Annotated in this window: 17 protein-coding genes and 2 tRNA genes; 3 read left to right on the forward strand and 16 right to left on the reverse strand. The window is 34.1% G+C overall.

From position 1 onward, the window contains the following. Positions 1–256: 256 nt before the first annotated feature. From I1J71_RS07885 to I1J71_RS07955, 16 genes are all read right to left on the reverse strand, one after another. A tRNA-Glu gene (locus I1J71_RS07885) sits at positions 257–328 on the reverse strand. Between the two features lie 162 nt (positions 329–490). After that, a complete protein-coding gene (gene ftsH, locus I1J71_RS07890; protein WP_036756480.1) occupies positions 491–2,449 on the reverse strand; it encodes an ATP-dependent zinc metalloprotease FtsH in 1,959 nt (652 codons plus the stop codon). A gap of 16 nt (positions 2,450–2,465) precedes the next feature. After that, entirely contained in the window at positions 2,466–3,008 is a 543-nt protein-coding gene (gene hpt / locus I1J71_RS07895; protein ID WP_004250918.1) for a hypoxanthine phosphoribosyltransferase, read from the reverse strand. Positions 3,009–3,012: 4 nt separating this feature from the next. Next, positions 3,013–4,290, reverse strand: a complete 1,278-nt coding sequence (gene tilS, locus I1J71_RS07900; RefSeq protein WP_195184353.1) for a tRNA lysidine(34) synthetase TilS — start codon at positions 4,288–4,290, stop codon at positions 3,013–3,015. Continuing rightward, a complete protein-coding gene (locus I1J71_RS07905) occupies positions 4,287–5,555 on the reverse strand; it encodes a serine hydrolase (protein ID WP_195184354.1) in 1,269 nt (422 codons plus the stop codon). The genes tilS and I1J71_RS07905 overlap by 4 nt, the downstream gene beginning before the upstream one ends. Continuing rightward, the gene (locus I1J71_RS08685) at positions 5,548–5,670 is read right to left on the reverse strand and encodes an SP_0009 family protein (RefSeq protein WP_004250924.1); all 123 of its coding nucleotides are present in this window, start codon (positions 5,668–5,670) and stop codon (positions 5,548–5,550) included. The genes I1J71_RS07905 and I1J71_RS08685 overlap by 8 nt, the downstream gene beginning before the upstream one ends. Before the next feature lie 6 nt (positions 5,671–5,676). Continuing rightward, entirely contained in the window at positions 5,677–6,045 is a 369-nt protein-coding gene (locus I1J71_RS07910) for a septum formation initiator family protein (protein WP_004250925.1), read from the reverse strand. Further along, positions 6,038–6,304, reverse strand: coding sequence for an RNA-binding S4 domain-containing protein (locus I1J71_RS07915; protein ID WP_024053357.1), 267 nt, complete (start codon positions 6,302–6,304; stop codon positions 6,038–6,040). The genes I1J71_RS07910 and I1J71_RS07915 overlap by 8 nt, the downstream gene beginning before the upstream one ends. Positions 6,305–6,369: 65 nt before the next feature. Further along, complete coding sequence (mfd, locus tag I1J71_RS07920; RefSeq protein ID WP_195184362.1) at positions 6,370–9,873, reverse strand: transcription-repair coupling factor; 3,504 nt, start codon at positions 9,871–9,873, stop codon at positions 6,370–6,372. Further along, entirely contained in the window at positions 9,866–10,435 is a 570-nt protein-coding gene (pth, locus tag I1J71_RS07925) for an aminoacyl-tRNA hydrolase (protein WP_195184355.1), read from the reverse strand. The genes mfd and pth overlap by 8 nt, the downstream gene beginning before the upstream one ends. A 72-nt stretch (positions 10,436–10,507) precedes the next feature. Next, complete coding sequence (ychF, locus tag I1J71_RS07930; RefSeq protein ID WP_195184356.1) at positions 10,508–11,623, reverse strand: redox-regulated ATPase YchF; 1,116 nt, start codon at positions 11,621–11,623, stop codon at positions 10,508–10,510. A gap of 84 nt (positions 11,624–11,707) precedes the next feature. Next, positions 11,708–11,902, reverse strand: a complete 195-nt coding sequence (locus I1J71_RS07935) for a DUF951 domain-containing protein (RefSeq protein WP_006150549.1) — start codon at positions 11,900–11,902, stop codon at positions 11,708–11,710. A 66-nt stretch (positions 11,903–11,968) separates the two neighbouring features. After that, positions 11,969–13,105 carry a DNA polymerase III subunit beta gene (gene dnaN / locus I1J71_RS07940; RefSeq protein WP_195184357.1) on the reverse strand — a complete coding sequence of 379 codons (1,137 nt, stop codon included), beginning with the start codon at positions 13,103–13,105 and terminating at the stop codon, positions 11,969–11,971. 158 nt (positions 13,106–13,263) lie between these two features. Further along, positions 13,264–14,622, reverse strand: a complete 1,359-nt coding sequence (gene dnaA / locus I1J71_RS07945) for a chromosomal replication initiator protein DnaA (protein WP_195184358.1) — start codon at positions 14,620–14,622, stop codon at positions 13,264–13,266. 212 nt (positions 14,623–14,834) lie between these two features. Continuing rightward, positions 14,835–15,596: a ParB/RepB/Spo0J family partition protein gene (locus tag I1J71_RS07950; RefSeq protein WP_195184359.1), complete on the reverse strand. Its 762-nt coding sequence runs from the start codon at positions 15,594–15,596 to the stop codon at positions 14,835–14,837. 56 nt (positions 15,597–15,652) lie between these two features. Then, entirely contained in the window at positions 15,653–16,837 is a 1,185-nt protein-coding gene (locus I1J71_RS07955) for a S1C family serine protease (RefSeq protein WP_195184360.1), read from the reverse strand. A 184-nt stretch (positions 16,838–17,021) separates the two neighbouring features. Between I1J71_RS07955 and rlmH the strand changes: the two genes are divergently transcribed. The 3 genes from rlmH to comC all read left to right on the forward strand — a co-directional run bounded on the left by rlmH (position 17,022) and on the right by comC (position 17,905). Further along, on the forward strand, positions 17,022–17,501 hold the full coding sequence (gene rlmH / locus I1J71_RS07960) for a 23S rRNA (pseudouridine(1915)-N(3))-methyltransferase RlmH (protein WP_195184361.1): 480 nt from the start codon (positions 17,022–17,024) through the stop codon (positions 17,499–17,501). Positions 17,502–17,542: 41 nt separating this feature from the next. Beyond that, positions 17,543–17,616 (forward strand) — tRNA-Arg (locus I1J71_RS07965). 163 nt (positions 17,617–17,779) lie between these two features. Beyond that, entirely contained in the window at positions 17,780–17,905 is a 126-nt protein-coding gene (gene comC / locus I1J71_RS07970; protein ID WP_006149099.1) for a competence-stimulating peptide ComC, read from the forward strand. The last annotated feature ends 55 nt before the right edge of the window (positions 17,906–17,960 follow it).

The raw sequence follows: 17,960 nt of genomic DNA on the forward strand, positions 1-17,960 counted from the left end.
TCCTGAGCCAGGATCAAACTCTCATTAAAAGTTTGAGTTCTCACTCATTTCTGTCACTGACAGATTTATTGTTTTTTTCATTGTTCAGTACTATAACCTTAAGTTATAGTGCCCTGCACATTGGTTCGTCTTGTTCAGTTTTCAAAGGTCTTTGTCACTCATTCTCTCAAGCGACAACTATATTAGTATATCACAGCATCTAATTGTTGTCAATAACTTTTTCAAATTTTTTTCAACTTCTACTGCAATACACCCATAGTCCGTACGGGATTCGAACCCGTGTTACCGCCGTGAAAAGGCGGTGTCTTAACCACTTGACCAACGGACCGTGAGCTTGTCAACTCTTTCTATTATACCTACTTTTAGATTCTTGTCAACTAGTTTGATTTGTTTTTTCTGAAATTTTTTACTGGTTTTCATAGATTAGTTTTTATAAATAAGAAAGAGAGGGTATAATAGTATCCTCTCTTGTATCTCGTCTACTAATATTTTAGTTTTCTTCAGCCATTTTTGATTTGACTTCATCATATGATAGGGCACGTGATTCCTCTTCTACTGATTCAGGCATTTTCCCTGTTTCGTAAAGAGATTTGATTTGTGTACTATCCAATGTTTCATATTTCAATAATGCTTCTGCAATTAATTTATGCGTTTCACGATTTGATTGAATAATTTCAGCTGCTTTATTACGTGCTTCATTCAACAATGCCCGAACTTCTTCGTCAATTTCATAAGCTGTACGCTCTGAAATAGATTTTTGTGGAGTTTGAGCACCAAACATTGCATGATTTCCTTCGTATTGAACAGGTCCAAGTTTTTCACTCATACCATACTCCGTAACCATTGCACGCGCCATTTGTGTAGCTTGCTCAAAGTCGTTTGATGCACCTGTTGTTTGGACATTAAAGATGATTTCTTCAGCAACACGTCCACCCATCAAACCAGCTAATTGTTCTTTCATATCTTCTTTAGACAGCAACATTTGATCTTCTTTTGGAAGAGCAATCATGTACCCACCAGCTCGACCACGTGGAACAATTGTTACTTTATGAACGACACGCGCATTTGATAAGACTAACCCTACGATAGTGTGCCCGGCTTCGTGATAAGCAACCATTTCACGTTCTTTTTGGGAAACAGTTTTATCTTTCTTAGAAGGCCCTGCAATAACGCGATCTTCTGCCTCATCAATATCAGAAGCATCAATGACTGATTTGTTACGACGGGCAGCAACCAATGCCGCTTCGTTCAATACATTTTCTAAATCAGCACCAACAAAACCTGGAGTTTGTTGTGCGACTAACTTCAAATCCACATCTTCTGCTAGAGGTTTATTTCTAGCATGGACTTTCAGAATTGCTTCGCGTCCTTTAACATCTGGACGACCAACCAATACTTTTCTGTCAAAACGACCTGGACGAAGAAGAGCTGGATCTAGAACATCTGAACGGTTCGTTGCCGCAATGACAATGATCCCTTCATTTCCTTCAAAACCATCCATTTCAATCAAGAGTTGGTTCAAGGTTTGTTCACGTTCATCATTACCTCCACCAAGACCGACACCACGTTGGCGACCAACGGCATCGATTTCATCGATGAAGATAATAGCTGGTGCTGCTTTTTTAGCGTCCTCAAAGAGTGAACGTACACGGCTGGCACCGACACCGACGAACATTTCTACGAAGTCAGAACCTGAAATACTAAAGAATGGTACTCCAGCTTCTCCTGCTACTGCTTTAGCAAGTAATGTTTTACCAGTTCCCGGAGGTCCCTCTAAGAGAACACCAGCTGGGATACGAGCACCTAATTTTGTAAAGCGTTTTGGATCTTTCAAGAATTCAACAACTTCAACAAGTTCTTGTTTTTCTTCCTCAGCTCCTGCTACATCTGAAAAGCGTACTTTGATATCTTCCTTATTAGCAGCCTTAGCTTTACTGCGTCCAAAGCTCATCGGATTGCGTCCACTATTTCCTCCCATATTTCCCATCATAGAAAATAGGAAGAAGAATAAAATGGCAAATGGCACTACCGAAACTAGGATGTTAATCCACATACCACTTGAGCTTTCGTGCTTGACCTCAACTTGTGTTTGGTGTTCACCAGCTAGTTTTTGCAAATCTGCTACAGTAGTATCCGATGGAAGAATAATACTTGTAAATTTTTCTACTTTTGTTGCAGAAGGTGTGAAAAACTGAATACCTGTTTCCGGTTTTTCTGTTTTAGCAGTTTTATAGACACCAGACACTTCAATAACACTACCACTTGGTTGATAGGTTATTTCTTTTACATTGTCATTAGTGATTTCCTGCACCAATTCTGAGTATTTAATTTGTTGACTATGCCCTGCAGCCCTTCCAGCAAAGAAGTACTGGAATCCCGTTACTAGCAAGAAAATCATCAATAAATAAAGAAATGGATTTTTTATAAAACCATTATTTTGTTTTTGCATTCAACAACTTACCCTTCTATTTTGAGTAAACTTCCTCTTTCAATACGCCTACATAAGGAAGGTTACGATAATTTTCATTATAGTCTAAACCATAGCCTACAACGAATTCATTTGGAATTGTAAAACATGTATAATCTGCTTCAATTTCTACAGTACGTCCTTCTGGTTTATCCAGCATAGTAACAATCTTAACAGACGCTGCTTCTCTAGCAGTAAACATATCTCTCAAGCTTTTTAATGTTTGTCCAGTATCAATAATATCTTCTACAAAGACAATGTGTCTACCTTTAACATCTTGAGTGACATCTTGTTTGATATTGATGACACCACTACTTACAGTTCCACCATGATAACTAGAAACCATCATAAAATCCATTTCAAGATGAGTGTCGATATATTTGACTAATTCTGCCATAAAAGGAATAGATCCTTTTAAGATTCCAACCAGAATTGGATTCTTACCTTCGTAATCTTTTGTCAATTGAGCACCTAACTTCTTAGCTGCTTCTGTAATTTCATCTTGCGAAATCATAATTTTCTTGATGTCTTGTTCTAACATGATTTTACCTATCTATTTTTTCTATATAAAGTACAGTGTTCATTATATCATTTTTCATTTTTATACTCAAATCACTGAGTTCAATTCCTAAAATTGAACAAATCTTTCCGAATTGCTCAACAATAATCGCATTTTTTCGTTTTTCTGCAGGAATTTTTAAATCAATAAAAAGTCGCCTTACTTTTTTTCGATGACCATTTATTATCAAATAATCACCTGGCTGTCGATGTCGCAAAATCAATGATGTTTCACGGGAAACATTTATTTGTTGAACATTTTCACCTTTTAGAGGAATTCCAAATGAAAATAGAAAACCTTTATAAAAAACTTGATTTTGATAGTTTAACACACACTCACTACTATTTTCATCAGACTTTGGTCTGATTTTACTAATTTGAAAGTGCTGGTATTCTTTTATAAGTTCATAACCATTTTTTATATTATGGCGATATTGACTCTTAGTTTTTAAAATATGATGAATTTCTTGAAATTGTTCTCTTGTTACATTTAAATCAGCAAAACGACGAAGGTATTGTTGTAGTAAAACTCCTTGCGTTGCTTCACTAAAAGATAAAAACTGAGTTAAATCTTCTACATCAACCGCTTGAGATAATTCAGCCAAAGCAATTTGATAGTCAGAAACTTCTTTTCCAAACTCTAAAATTGCTTTTTTTACCTGAACATTTTCTTTTTCTAACTGTGGCAGATAGAGGTTGCGAATACGATTGCGAAGATAGTGATTTTCTTTATTCGTTGAATCTTCAAAATGCTCAATTTCAGGAAAATCCTTCTTATAAAAAGACAACAAAGGACGAATCAACTCTCCCTTATCAAATATTTGTCTTTCTTTAATAGCTGATAAATGTTGTAGTCTAACACCTCTAATCAATCGCATAAAGATTGTCTCAACTTGATCATCTGCATGATGAGCTGTTACAAGAGCTGTAGATGAAGTTTTCTCCATCACTTCTCTAAAGAATTCATAGCGAAATTGACGAGCATTCGCTTCTGAAAAATCTCCAGTAAAACAAGCTACATAAATTGGAACTCCAGCTTGTTCAGCTAATTTTCTTAATTCATTTTCTTCCTTATCTGACTCTGGTCGTTGTTTATGATTTACATGAGCTAAAAACAATTCAATACCAAGTTCTTTTTGATAGGTCAAAAGAAGTTGAAAAAGAAACATCGAATCCAATCCACCAGACAAGGCCAGCACAACTCTTGAATGCCCTTCAAAGTAACCTTTTTCTAGAAAATGATTTAAAAAATCGCGGTCTCTCATTTTAGGACCTCGTAGACATCCTTAGCAATTTTAGAAATAGTATCGTAATCAGAATTTTTGGTAAAGATTGAAATAACGAAAGGAGAATCTGTATAGACTATTCCCACATCGTGTTTAAATTCATCTGCATCCCCAATTTTATGGGCTACCTTAGCAGAAATATTCTTAGCAATCCGCTGATTATCAAAAGATGTTTGTGAAAGAGATTCTAAAACAAAACCATTCTGATTGTAAATAGATTCCATAACTTGACCAGCCATTTTAGCTGAAGCCATCTTATCTGTCACATCCCATTCCTCACCTGCGATAGTAGTCATCTCTTTTTTAAAGGCTTCATCTGATTTATTCGTAATATAATAAGCAAGAATATTATGAGCTACATTGTCAGATTCTTTTGCAGTTTTTGTGATTAAATCTTTGATTGTGTATTCTTTATTGTCCGCTGTTTTAGGAAGACTTCCGCTTCCTTCCGGTTTATAAGAACCAGGGAAATCATTAACTTCGGAAACATACTTCAATTTCGTGTCAAGTTGGTAATCACCTTGATTGATTTTTTCCTGAACAGAATAAAGATAAGGTAATTTCATAACACTAGCAGCGTACATTTTTTTATTTTCATTAATGCCAGCTTCCTTACCTGTACTCAATTGTTTAATATAAATAGAGAACTGTTCATTTTGATAATTAGCAGATAGCAACTCTTGTACTTTCTGAATACGATTATCATCATCGGAAATATAATCCGTCGAAATCCAGCCTGTTTGCTTGATATGTAAGAATTCACGACCTTCAGCAAAAATAGACATATCTGCTTCAACTTCTTTATAAGGCGCTAAAGTAGACTTTAATTCTTGTTGATCATAAGGACTATTATAAACGACAAATCCTGGTTCTAACCATACTCGTTTAGAAAAATCGTTTACGATAGAACTATCGTATAAAAGTCGTTTATCAGCCATTACAAATTGATTATTTGACAATTTAAAGACAGGCTGTCCTTGTTTATTTAATCGCCATTCTAAAACAGATAATTTTGTTTCTGCATTTACTTTACCCGATTCATTAATCAGGTCTTCTGTAGAATAAACTGGCGTCTCACCATAAAATTTTGGAGATTCTATAATATCTTGATAATAAAAATGATATGGAGTATGAGTTAAAGAATAAACTTCTTGTTTTGGAATGATAACTGGATTCTCAGTGCTTACTACTTGAACGCTTTTTAGGAAAATAGGAAGTAGTAATATCACTAAAAATTTACGCATTCTTTTTCCCCTCTTCTTCTTGTAGTCGTAACAGATGATTCTTTTGAGCTAACTCATCTAATTTTTCATCTGACTGACTTAAAAATTTTTCGATAATATCTAATAAATTTTCCATTTCGCATTACCTAGGAAGTAAGTCCGGAATTGTATAAACTTCCTCCCATGTTTTTGAATAATAATATTTTGCACGGGAATATTTAGCCGCATAGGATTCATCTTTTAGCTTAGTTGCTAAACTAGCTTCTTTATCCTTTTCATCGCTCAAGTCCTGATATTGTTTTTTCAAATCAGCTAGTTGTTGGCGACGTGTTAGTAATTGTTGGTAACTTTGTGCTAAATTGTAAGTTGGTAAGATGAATAGCAACATAATCAAAATCAAAACCCAACCCATAAAACGATTACGTTTTTGACGTTCTTCCATCATGTACTTACGTCGTTGGTGTTCATTTTGAATAAATGAATTATTCATTTGGACTATTTTTTTATACATCGTCTTCTACCCTTGTTTCACTGATAATTTCATACATTCCAGCTGCATCTTCTTTTTTTGTGCTATCTTTCATTTCGAGCACCTTTACAAGCAACATTTTATTTCCAAAACGAATTTCAACCTGATCATTGATTTTTAAATCAGTTGAACTTTTAGCAAGGATACCATTTACCTTGATTCGCCCTTTATCTGCAACTTCCTTAGCTACCGTACGGCGTTTAATAATTCGTGATACTTTTAAATATTTATCTAATCTCATCTTATAATACCTCAAATTATTATTGTACCATTTTTATCCCTTTTATAGAAGAAAAAAGGTAAGCCCTAATGTGACTCTTTTAAGTCTTTTATCTTCGCTAACGATTCTCCAAAGGTTAAGAGTCCTTCTAAAATCTCATAGTCTTTTTTATTTCGAATATCAAAAACAACTTCGATTAAACCTTGATTTTCAGAAATATTAGCCTTCAAATTTGTCTGAGAAAGAGCCTGGAAATAATCTTGTGTTAAAAATAGTTGTTGGGATATCTTTTCAAATTGAATGACAAGCTTATTATTTCTTCTTTCAACACGATTGACAAAAACTTTATCAAGATAAGCTTTAGCTAATCCAATTTCTAAGAGATAGGCAACTACATCTGGATACTCACCAAAACGGTCAATTAACTCATCTTGTAATTCTTCATAGTTGACACGGTTGTCAATTTGACGAATTCTCTTGTAAATCTCAATTTTATGTCGTTCATCCGAAATATACTCATCCGGAAGATAGGCATCAATTTGTAGAATTAACTCAGCATTACCTTTTTCACGTTTCTTAGCAGTTCCATTTTTCTTAGCAATTGCTTCTTCCAGTAATTGAGAATAGAGTTCAAAACCAACAGAATCGATAAAACCTGACTGCGAACTTCCCAAAAGATTACCCGCTCCACGAATGGATAAATCGCGCATAGCGATTTTGAAACCAGAACCCAATTCAGTGAAACCTTTAATTGCCTCCAATCTCTTCTCAGAAACTTCTGTCAATGATTTATCTGGTCGATACATAAGATAGGCATAAGCAATACGATTACTACGACCAACCCGACCTCTTAATTGATACAAGGTTGACAATCCCATATGGTCTGCATTTTCGATAAACAAGGTATTGGCATTTGGAATGTCTACTCCTGTTTCAATGATTGTCGTGGTTACTAAAATATCATATTCACCTTCAATAAAGTCAAGTAGTGTATTCTCCAAACGAATTTCACTCATTTGACCATGAACAAAACCAATAGAAGCTTCTGGAATCAGTTCTTGTAACTCTGAAACCTTCTTTTCAATCGTGTCAACTTTATTGTAAAGATAGTAAACCTGACCACCACGATCAATTTCTCTCAATACAGCATCTCGAATGACACGATCATTCTGTTCAAGGACATAGGTTTGTACAGGATATCGATTGGTTGGGGGAGTTTCGATGACAGATAAATCTCGAATACCTAGCATAGACATATGTAGAGTTCGAGGAATTGGTGTAGCTGTCAAAGTTAAGACATCAACCTTCTTTTTTAATTCCTTCAAAGCTTCCTTATGTTTGACACCAAAACGTTGTTCCTCATCGATGATGATCAATCCTAAATCAGCAAATTCAACATCTTTAGATAAAACGCGATGAGTTCCTATCAAAATGTCTACTTGTCCTTTTTTCAATTTTTCAAGTGTCTCAGTCTGCTCTTTTTTACTTCTAAAACGACTCAAAACATCTACATTGACAGCAAATTGCTCAAATCTTTCCTTGAAATTACTATAATGTTGCTGAGCCAAAACTGTAGTAGGTACTAAAACAACAACCTGTTTATGATTATTGACAGCCTTAAAAGCAGCTCTCATTGCTACTTCTGTCTTACCAAAACCAACATCTCCAACTAAAAGTCGGTCCATCGGTTGAGGAGCTTGCATATCCTTCTTAATTTCTTCAATACTTCGAAGTTGATCTTCAGTTTCAACATAAGGGAAAGCCTCATCAAAAGCAACCTGATCTTCATCATCTTTTGAAAATGCAAAACCTTCAAGTTGACTCCTCTCTGCATATAACTTAATTAAGTCATCTGCAATGTCTTCAACTTGATTTTTAACTTTTTGCTTAGCTTTTTTAAAACGTCCATCGTTTAATTTGTTTAACTTTGGAGCCTTACCGTCACTTGAAACATACTTAGATAAGGTTTGGATTTGTTCTACAGGGATAGAAATTCGATCTCCATTTTGATATTGGATACTTACATAATCTCGGTGAATCCCTTTGATTTCAATCGTTTCTATTCCTAAATATTGACCAATCCCATGAATTTGATGAACAACATAATCTCCTTTTTGTAGTTCACTGTAATCTTTTAATCGTTCAGCGTTGCTAATATTTTGTCTGCGATACTTGCGTTTAATCTTCTTTTTAAAAATTTCATATTCAGTGATGAATACAAGATTCTCATCTACAAAATGAAAACCATGACGAAGATTTCCTTCAATAAGGTTGACAGATGCTTTACAGACTTCATTTCCATTACTATTATCAACGTTAATGCCATATTCATCAAGAATCGTTGACAATTTCTTTAGTTCAGTTTTGCTACTTAATTGAAGAACAATCGTATACTTCAATTTTTTATAACGTTCAATTTCTTCTTTCAGAAAAGAAAACTGATTAAAGAACTCCTGCATTGGATATTGATTAAATTGATAAAGATGATCAAATTTTAGATTTCCAAGACCCTTTTGAAAATTCGAAAAGAAACTCGCTGGTACATATTTTTTTAATTGACTTTCTACATCAGAAAAATATTGTAAATTTGACACAACTTTACTATTGTGTAAATCTTCTGTCAAGTAACTAGCTGTTTCCTTATCAAAAACATCATACTGATTGATAATTTTTTGAAAATCATCAAAGATAATAGGAACTTGATTCAAATAGTCTATCAATGTCCACTGTTTTTTATAAAAAACAGATAAAAACTTGCGAATATCTGCATGAAGAACTTGCTCTTTCGTACAACTAAAAACTTCTTCTAAGTAAGACTTTAAAGTTGGAGAAATAGCTTTATCAATCTCATGTTCTAAGAATTTTTGACCACGATGATAATCTTCATCAGTTAGCAAAATATCACTAGCTGGATAAATCAAGACTTGAGATTGACTATCTTTTGATAATTGAGTTTCAGCATCAAATTCTCTAATCCCATCAATCTCATCACCAAAAAATTCTATTCGATAAGGAGATATTTGAGAGGTTTCAAAGATATCCAGAATATCTCCTCGAAGACTAAACTCACCTTGACTTTGAACTTGTGTAACTTTTTTATAACCAAGAGAAATCAAGTGATTTTTTAGTTCACTTTGTTCACATTCTTGGCCAATTTCAAGCTTTAAAATACTATTATCAAAAACTTGAGGATCTGGTAAAAATAAGCGACTAGCTGCTAGGTTACAAACTAGTATTCCTTTTTGAGATTTATCTCTTAGAAAACGCAAGGCTTCAACTCTTGAAAAAATCTTTTCTTGAGACGATACTAAAAATTCTACCATTGGCGAATCATCTACTAAGAATGGATAAACTAAATCTGAACCTAAGATGGAAATTAAATCATTGACCAGACGTTCAGCCTCTCCATAAGTCGAAGTCATTACTAAAATTTTGTCCTGATTTTTTGCACTACTTGCAATAGCCAAAGACTTTCCTGAACCAGAAAGACCTAATAGTAATTGTCTTTGTTTGAGAGATAAATGCTCATTCCATGAATGTATCTGCTTATTCTCTAAAAAGAAATCGATTAATGACATTTCTTTACCCATTATATTTCTGCATTGTTTTTTCAAAGTTATTCTCTTGTAAATAATAGTTTACAGCATCGTCAACCTTGTCAATAGACTGTAAAATCCCTATATAGTCATCCTTGTCAAATTTACTCAAAACATGGTGAACAACAGACATTCCTTTTTTAGGTCTACCTATACCAATCTTTACACGATTGAAAACCTGTGTGCCAATATGTTGAATAATTGACTTGATACCATTATGACCGCCAGCTGATCCTTTAGCGCGAAGTCGAATTTTTCCTACTTCCATGTCAAGATCATCGTAAATAATCAGTAAATCTTCGATATCTAAACCATAGTAAGTTAATAAAGCATGAACTGCTTTCCCACTTTCATTCATAAAAGTAGTGGGTTTTACCAGATAAATTTTTTCACCATTAAGGAAAAATGAAGCTAATTCAGCTTGGAATATTTTATCGTGTGTAAAGGATACATTCTGTTTTTTTGCTAGTTGGTCAATCAACATAAAACCAACATTATGTTTTGTCTCAAAATATTTATCTCCTGGATTTCCCAATCCCACAAGTAATTTTGTCATTTAAATTTCCTTTCAAAAGCCAAAAGGGCTGGAATTTTTTTCCAACCTAATTGACACTATTAAAAATGTTGATTATACGTTAAAGCGGAATTCCATAATATCGCCATCTTGAACGACATATTCTTTTCCTTCTTCACGCAAGCGTCCAGCTTCTTTTACAGCCTTTTCAGATCCGTATTTAATCAAATCATCATAAGACATAGTTACTGCACGAATAAATCCTTTTTCGAAGTCAGAGTGGATAATTCCAGCTGCTTGAGGAGCTTTCATACCACGTTTAAAGGTCCAAGCACGAACTTCTTTTTCACCAGCTGTGAAGTAAGTTCCAAGTCCTAATAGATGGTAAGCTGCACGAGTCAACTTATCCACACCTGATTCTGTCAAACCAATGGCTTCAAGAAACTCTTTTTTATCTTCATCGTCTAACTCAGAAATTTCTTCTTCAGCACGCGCAGAAATAACCACTACCTCTGCATTTTCTGTTGCTGCAAATTCACGAATCTGCTTCACATAATCGATAGAGTCTGGGTCTCCAACAACATCCTCATCCACATTCGCTACATAAAGAACTGGTTTCGTGGTCAAAAGGAAAAGACCTTTAACTACTTTTTGTTCTTCATCTGTGAATTCAATCGTACGAGCTGATTTACCATCTTCAAGAACTGGTTTAATCTTTTGGAGAACGTTAAATTCTGCAACTGATTCTTTATCTTTTTGCGTACGTGCCATCTTTTCCACACGCGCATAGCGTTTATTAACAGATTCTAAGTCAGCAAGAATCAATTCTAGGTTAATGGTATCAATATCTGCTAATGGATCTACAAAAGCATCTTCACGACCTTGCTCACGCATGACATTTTCATCATCAAAGGCACGAACTACATGGACAATGGCATCAACTTCACGAATATTGGCCAAGAATTTATTCCCAAGACCTTCTCCTTTTGATGCACCTTTTACAATCCCTGCAATATCTGTAAATTCAAAGGTTGTTGGGACTGTCTTCTTAGGAGTAATCATTTCAGTCAATTTTTGTAGACGTTCATCTGGAACTTCTACCATCCCAACGTTTGGGTCAATAGTTGCAAATGGATAATTTGCAGCCTCTGCTCCTGCTTTTGTAATTGCATTAAATAGGGTTGATTTACCAACGTTTGGCAAACCCACGATACCTGCTGTTAAAGCCATAATTTCTCATTCTCCGTTCACATTTCAATCTTCAATATTATAACACAAAAAGGGAAAACTTGCTAACCCTCTAATTCAGTGTTTCTAGTCGATGATTTTATTCATTTTTCTTTCAAAATCATAGCGACTCATCATGACAACATGATCACAATTACTGCATTTTATTTTGATATCTGCACCTAAACGTGTAATTTCCCAACGATTGGCTTTTTTACCTGTAGACTTGATTGTACAAGCGTGTGGTTTTTTCATTTCAACAAAATTTCCAACTTGATACATACTACTCTCCTTTTCATATTTCTGATTATATCATAAAAGAGGTGAGCTAAGCTCAACCTCTTTCCATTAATTTGTACGAACTGGTGTAATCAGTTGCATGAAATCTTCATCTGTATCAGCTGGTACCAAGGTAAATGGACGAACTGCTGAAATGAAGCTGATTGTTACCTTTTCACTATTCAAAGCTTTTAGTGCTTCAATCAAGTAAGTTGGGTTAAAGCTAATAGTTAAATCTTCACCAGATACACTTTCTGTATCGATTTCTTCGTTTACTTTACCAACTTCTGGAGAATTTACATGAGCTGTAACTACTCCTTGTTTGATTTCTAATTTTACAGTTCCATTTTGAGTAGCACTTGATAAAAGACGTGCACGTTCCATAGATTGACGTAGATTCACAACATCAAAAGTCGCTGTCGTATTAAAATCTGTTGGAATCAGACGATCTGTATCAGGATAATTACCTTCTAAGAGACGTGTATAGAAGCTAATATTTTCGCTTCTAAAGAGAATTTGGTTGTTTGCGAAGAAAATCTCTACTGTTTCGATATCGTCCGTAAAAACAGCTGAAAATTCGCGTAGAGAGCGACTTGGGATGACAACATCAAAATTATCACTATTTTTTTCAAGTGTCAATTTCTTCTGACTGAGACGGTGAGAATCTGTCGCAACTGTTTTCAATTCTTGATGATTACTTAGGACAAAGTGTACACCAGTCAAGATTGGACGGCTTTCTTGTACACTAGCAGCAAAAGCAGTTTCATTGATAATTTTCTTAAGAAGTTTCGTTTCAAGAATTAGAGGATTACTTGCTGCAATTTCCTGAATACGTGGATACTGTTCGCTGTCTTTTCCTTTCAGAGTAATTTCTGATTTTCCACTTGTTAGTACAATTTGATGTTGTTCAATTTCTTTAAAATCAAGAGTCACATCTGGAAGACTAGAAACAACATTGATAAAGAAAGAAGCTTCTAAAAGGATAGAACCTAAAGAGTTAATCAAAAGACCTGCATTTTCATCTTTTTGAGAAATGAAGTTTTCAATTGAAATTTGACCATTAGATCCAATTAATGTAATTCCTTCGTTTGTCACATCGATTTTGATCGTTGATAAAACAGGAATAGCATTTTTAGAACTAATAGCACGTTTTGTAATATTTAATGATTGCAGGAATAGATTTTTGTTAATTGAAAAATGAATCATGGAATCTCCTTTATTTATTTTTATTATTAGAAGGTTAATAGTAATAGTAGGCTGTGTGAAATTTGTGGAAAACCTAGTTTAGTTTAGAAAATTTAAGAAGTTACACTTGTTTAAAAGATGTGTATAAATTAGTAAAAATGTAAACACTTATCCACAAGTTATTTGATTTTCTTTTTGATGGTTTCGATTTCTATACGTAATTTATCATCAGTTTCAATCATAGATTTGATTTTTGCATGAGCATGAATGACTGTTGTATGATCTTTTCCACCAAATTCTTTACCGATTTTAGGAAGGCTGTTATCAGTCAGTTCTCTAGCTAGATACATAGCAACTTGGCGAGCTAGAACAATATTCTGAACACGTCTAGTTCCCTTCATCTCTTTAACGCTAACATCATAAAATTTTCCGACTTCCTCTTGGATTTTTTCAATTGGAATGACGATCATGGTGCTGACGCTTTGTTTTCTGGCACGTATAGCCTCAGATGCAATATCCACAGTTATAGTGTTGATTTGCTTAACTTTAGCCATGAGACTAATATCTTTAAGGGCACCTTCTAATTCACGTACATTTGAATCAAACTGGCCAGCCAAATATTCGATTGTGTCAGGTTGAAAATGATAATCTAAATCCTCTGTTTTACTATTTAGGATAGCGATACGAGTTTCAAAATCAGGTGGAGTAATGTCCGTTGTTAATCCCCATGAGAAGCGCGTGACAAGTCGTTCAGGTAGATTTTCTAGTTGTTCTGGCCTACGGTCACTCGTTAAAACGATCTGTTTATTATTACTGTGAAGTTTGTTAAATGTATTGAAAAATTCATCCTGAGTTTGCACTTTATTTCCGCTGAGAGATTGAATATCATCAATAAGAAGGAGATCTAGACTTCGATAGGTTTTTTTAAAATTATCCATATCATTGAGTCTTAAATGATCTAAAAATTCATTAATAAAACTTTCAGCAGGAATATATTTTACAAGCGCATTAGGATTTTTTTTGAGAATTTCATTCCCCAAAGCATTGAGCAAGTGAGTTTTCCCTAGACCAGGTCCTCCATATATAAACAGAGGATTATAAGTTAGTCCAGGATCTTCCGAGACGGCTAAAGCAGCAGACTTAGCCCAAATGTTTCCATCACCTTGGATAAAATTATCAAAAGTATAGATGTCTCTTAATCCTGTTTCTGAATAGGGTATAGATTTTTTAATTTCTTCCTGTTGATGATTACTGTTTTCAACATTGCTTGCTATATCGGAGGTATTAGAATCTTCTTTAGTCAATACATATTGAGCTTTTATTTCAGTGTCATAGATTTGAAAACCGACAGCTACAATAATATCATTGAGTTTTGTACTCCAAACCATTTCCATTTCAGATCTTGGCAAAAATATGGTAGCTACATTTCCCTCAACCTTTATTAATTCAGCAGGTGTTGCGTAGAAATCAAACATTGATCGTGTCAATCTCTCTTTAGCTAAGTCTAAAATCTGATTCCAAAATTGTTTTTCTTTCAACAACAAACTCCTCCTTTTCTAAATGGTGTAATCTTAAACACTATTTTATCACATAGCAAGCAATTTTTCCACAACTTGTGAAAAACAATCCACAATGTTTAAAAGATTTATCCACAAGTTGTGGATAAAAGGTATAAATTTTGATTTTACTGATTTTTCCTCTACTAATTTAGTGGATAAGTCTGTGATTTGAGAAAAATAAAATAACAGCCTTATTTCAGGCTGTTAATAAAACGTTGGTACTCTTCTTGATTATGAAAAGAAATGGTTATTTTCCCAGCTTCCTTCTTTTGGAGGCGAATCTGAACATCTAATCCCAGTAATTTTTTTAAATTTTCTTCTTCTTCTTTGATAAAGTGATCTTTTTCTTTGCTTTTCTTCTTATTTTTTTCTTCTTTAAGTAGATGTTCTACCTGCCGAACTGATAAATCCTCTTTCCGAATGCGATTGAGTAAATTTTTTTGTTCTTTCAAAGGTAGTTGGATTAGAAGTCTAGCATGTGCTTGAGACAATTTTCCAGTTTCTACTTCTGTTAAAATAAAATCAGGGAGCGTTAGCAATCGAACAAGATTAGTGATATAAGGGCGTGATTTCCCCATTTTTTCAGCAATGTCTGCATGAGTATATCCTTTATCAATTAAAGATTGATAAGCTTTTGCTTCTTCAATCGGATTTAAATCTTCTCGTTGTAAATTTTCAATGATTGAGTGAACCATCATTTCCTGATCAGATAATTTTTTGATGATTACAGGAACTTCTGATAGACCAGCTTCTATCGATGCCCGATACCGTCTTTCTCCAGCTAGGATTTCATATCCGATAACTGGAGATTGACGGACAATAATGGGTTGAATTAAACCATTTTCTTTAATAGATTGGGCAAGTTCTTGAATTTTTTCTTTTGAGAATTCTTTACGAGGTTGATAGGGATTTTTTTGAATATCACTGATACGAATTAATTTGAATTCTTCCATATTTCTACAGTATCACATCTTTGATATTCTGTAAAGTAGGTTTACAAATATGTAAACTATTGATTTAAATCACTTGTACTCTTATCTAGTTTGATTGTAGTTTTTTCTTCTTTACCATTACGGTAATAAGTTACAGTTATTTCATCTCCAATAGAGTGACTGTATAGCGCATTTTGCAATTCAGTAGTAGATGAAATCTTGGTATCATCTACTTTTGTGATGACATCATACTGTTGTAAATGTCCATTTGCAGGCATGTTCTTTTGAACAGAACGAACAGCTACACCAGAAGTAACGTTGTCAGGAAGTTTTAATTTTTGTAGATCGGCAGTGCTAAGGTTTGTCAAATTAACCATGTGTATACCAAGAGCTGGTCGAGTTACTTTTCCATCTTTTTCCAACTGTTTGATAATATTCTTAACATCATTTGCAGGAATAGCAAAGCCAAGACCTTCTACGGATGTTCCACCATTAGAGGCAATTTTACTTGATGTAATACCGATAACTTGTCCCTGGATATTAATCAAAGGACCTCCAGAGTTACCAGGGTTAATAGCTGTATCTGTTTGGATGGCATTTGTTGAAATAGCTTGGCCATCTTCAGATTTCAAAGAAACGTGTCTGTTCAAGCTTGATACAATCCCTTGTGTAACTGTATTTGCATATTCTGAACCCAAAGGACTACCGATTGCGATAGCTGTTTCCCCAACAGATAATTGACTTGAGTCACCAAACTCAGCTACTGTAGAGACCTTTTCTGAAGATATTTTTACTACTGCAATATCAGAATAGGTATCAGAACCAACAATTTCACCTGGTACTTTTGTTCCATCTGCTAGACGAATATCAACTTTTTTAGCGCCACTAATAACGTGAGTGTTGGTTACAATATAAGCATCATCCCCATCTTTTTTATAGATGACACCAGAACCTTCACTGTTGATTTGTTCAGTATTTGAATCTGTATCAGTATCATCAGTTCCAACAAAGCCACCTTGAGAGTTTTCTGAATAAGTGATAATCGATACAACTGCATCTTTAACTTTATCTACAGCCTGTGTGGTAGAATTTTCATTTTTCGAAGCAGTCTGAGTGACTGCTGCACTATTTTGTTCTCCACTTCCCTGCTTTTGGTTGAACTGAAGAACAGCCAAACTTCCTAATAGACCACTAAAAAAGCTAATAAGAATAACTAGTAAAAGTTGTCCAATTGTTTTTGAAAACTTGTTTAAGTTTTTCATAGAATCCTCCATATTTGATTAATTAGTGAAAGTATAAAATTATTAACTTAATCCTAGCTTAAAAAAGTTTAAGTTTTTAACAATCTGTGGATAACTGATTAAAACTTGTGAATTTATTGTGTTTTTTACCTTTTTCATTTGTGAATAAGCTGTGAATAGAATGCGATTATGATAAAATAGAAGCATGAAAATAAAAATTGTAACAGTTGGAAAACTAAAAGAAAAGTATCTCAAAGATGGAATTGCAGAATACTCTAAAAGAATATCACGATTTGCTGCCGTAGAAATGATTGAATTAGCTGATGAAAAGACACCAGATCGTGCCAGCGATTTAGAAAATGAAAAAATCTTGAATTTAGAAGGAAATCGAATCCTTTCCAAAATTGGGGATAGAGAATTTGTTATCGTTTTGGCTATTGAAGGGAAGACCTTATCTTCTGAAGAATTTAGTAGCCAATTAGAACAAGCTTCTATTAATGGTTATTCAACTTTAACCTTTGTTATTGGTGGGAGTTTAGGGCTCTCTCATCAAGTAAAAAAGCGTGCGAATCTATTTCTTAGCTTTGGTCGTTTAACTCTACCACATCAATTAATGCGCCTCGTTCTTATAGAGCAAATATACCGAGCTTTTACTATCCAACAAGGTTCTCCATATCATAAATAGGATTGACTATTCTCGATTATTTTGATAAGATAAACTAGTTAGGTCTCATAGCTCAGCTGGATAGAGCATTCGCCTTCTAAGCGAACGGTCGCAGGTTCGAATCCTGCTGGGATCATACACTAGTTGTAACGCTGGGGAAACCCAGCGTTTTTTGTAAAAAATGACAGTTCAGGTACAAAAATGTGCAGTTGAGAATGAATTATTTTAAAATGAACTCCGTTTTGTATAATAGGCTTGTAAGTTAATTTACAAGAAAAAACAATAAAGGAGAATTTAATATGGAAAAAACAGTTAAATTAGAACAGTTCAAAAAACTTACAGAAAAAGAATTACAGGAAATTCAAGGTGGGGATAAAAGATTAACTTACTTTATTACTAACCTTTTTCCTAAAAGGAAAAAATAGAAAACATTGTAGATTATAGGGAGACATAATGGATTTATTAAAAATATTCATAGTT

Origin of the sequence: Streptococcus infantis (genome assembly GCF_015546995.1) — a bacterium.
Classification (GTDB): domain Bacteria; phylum Bacillota; class Bacilli; order Lactobacillales; family Streptococcaceae; genus Streptococcus; species Streptococcus infantis_J.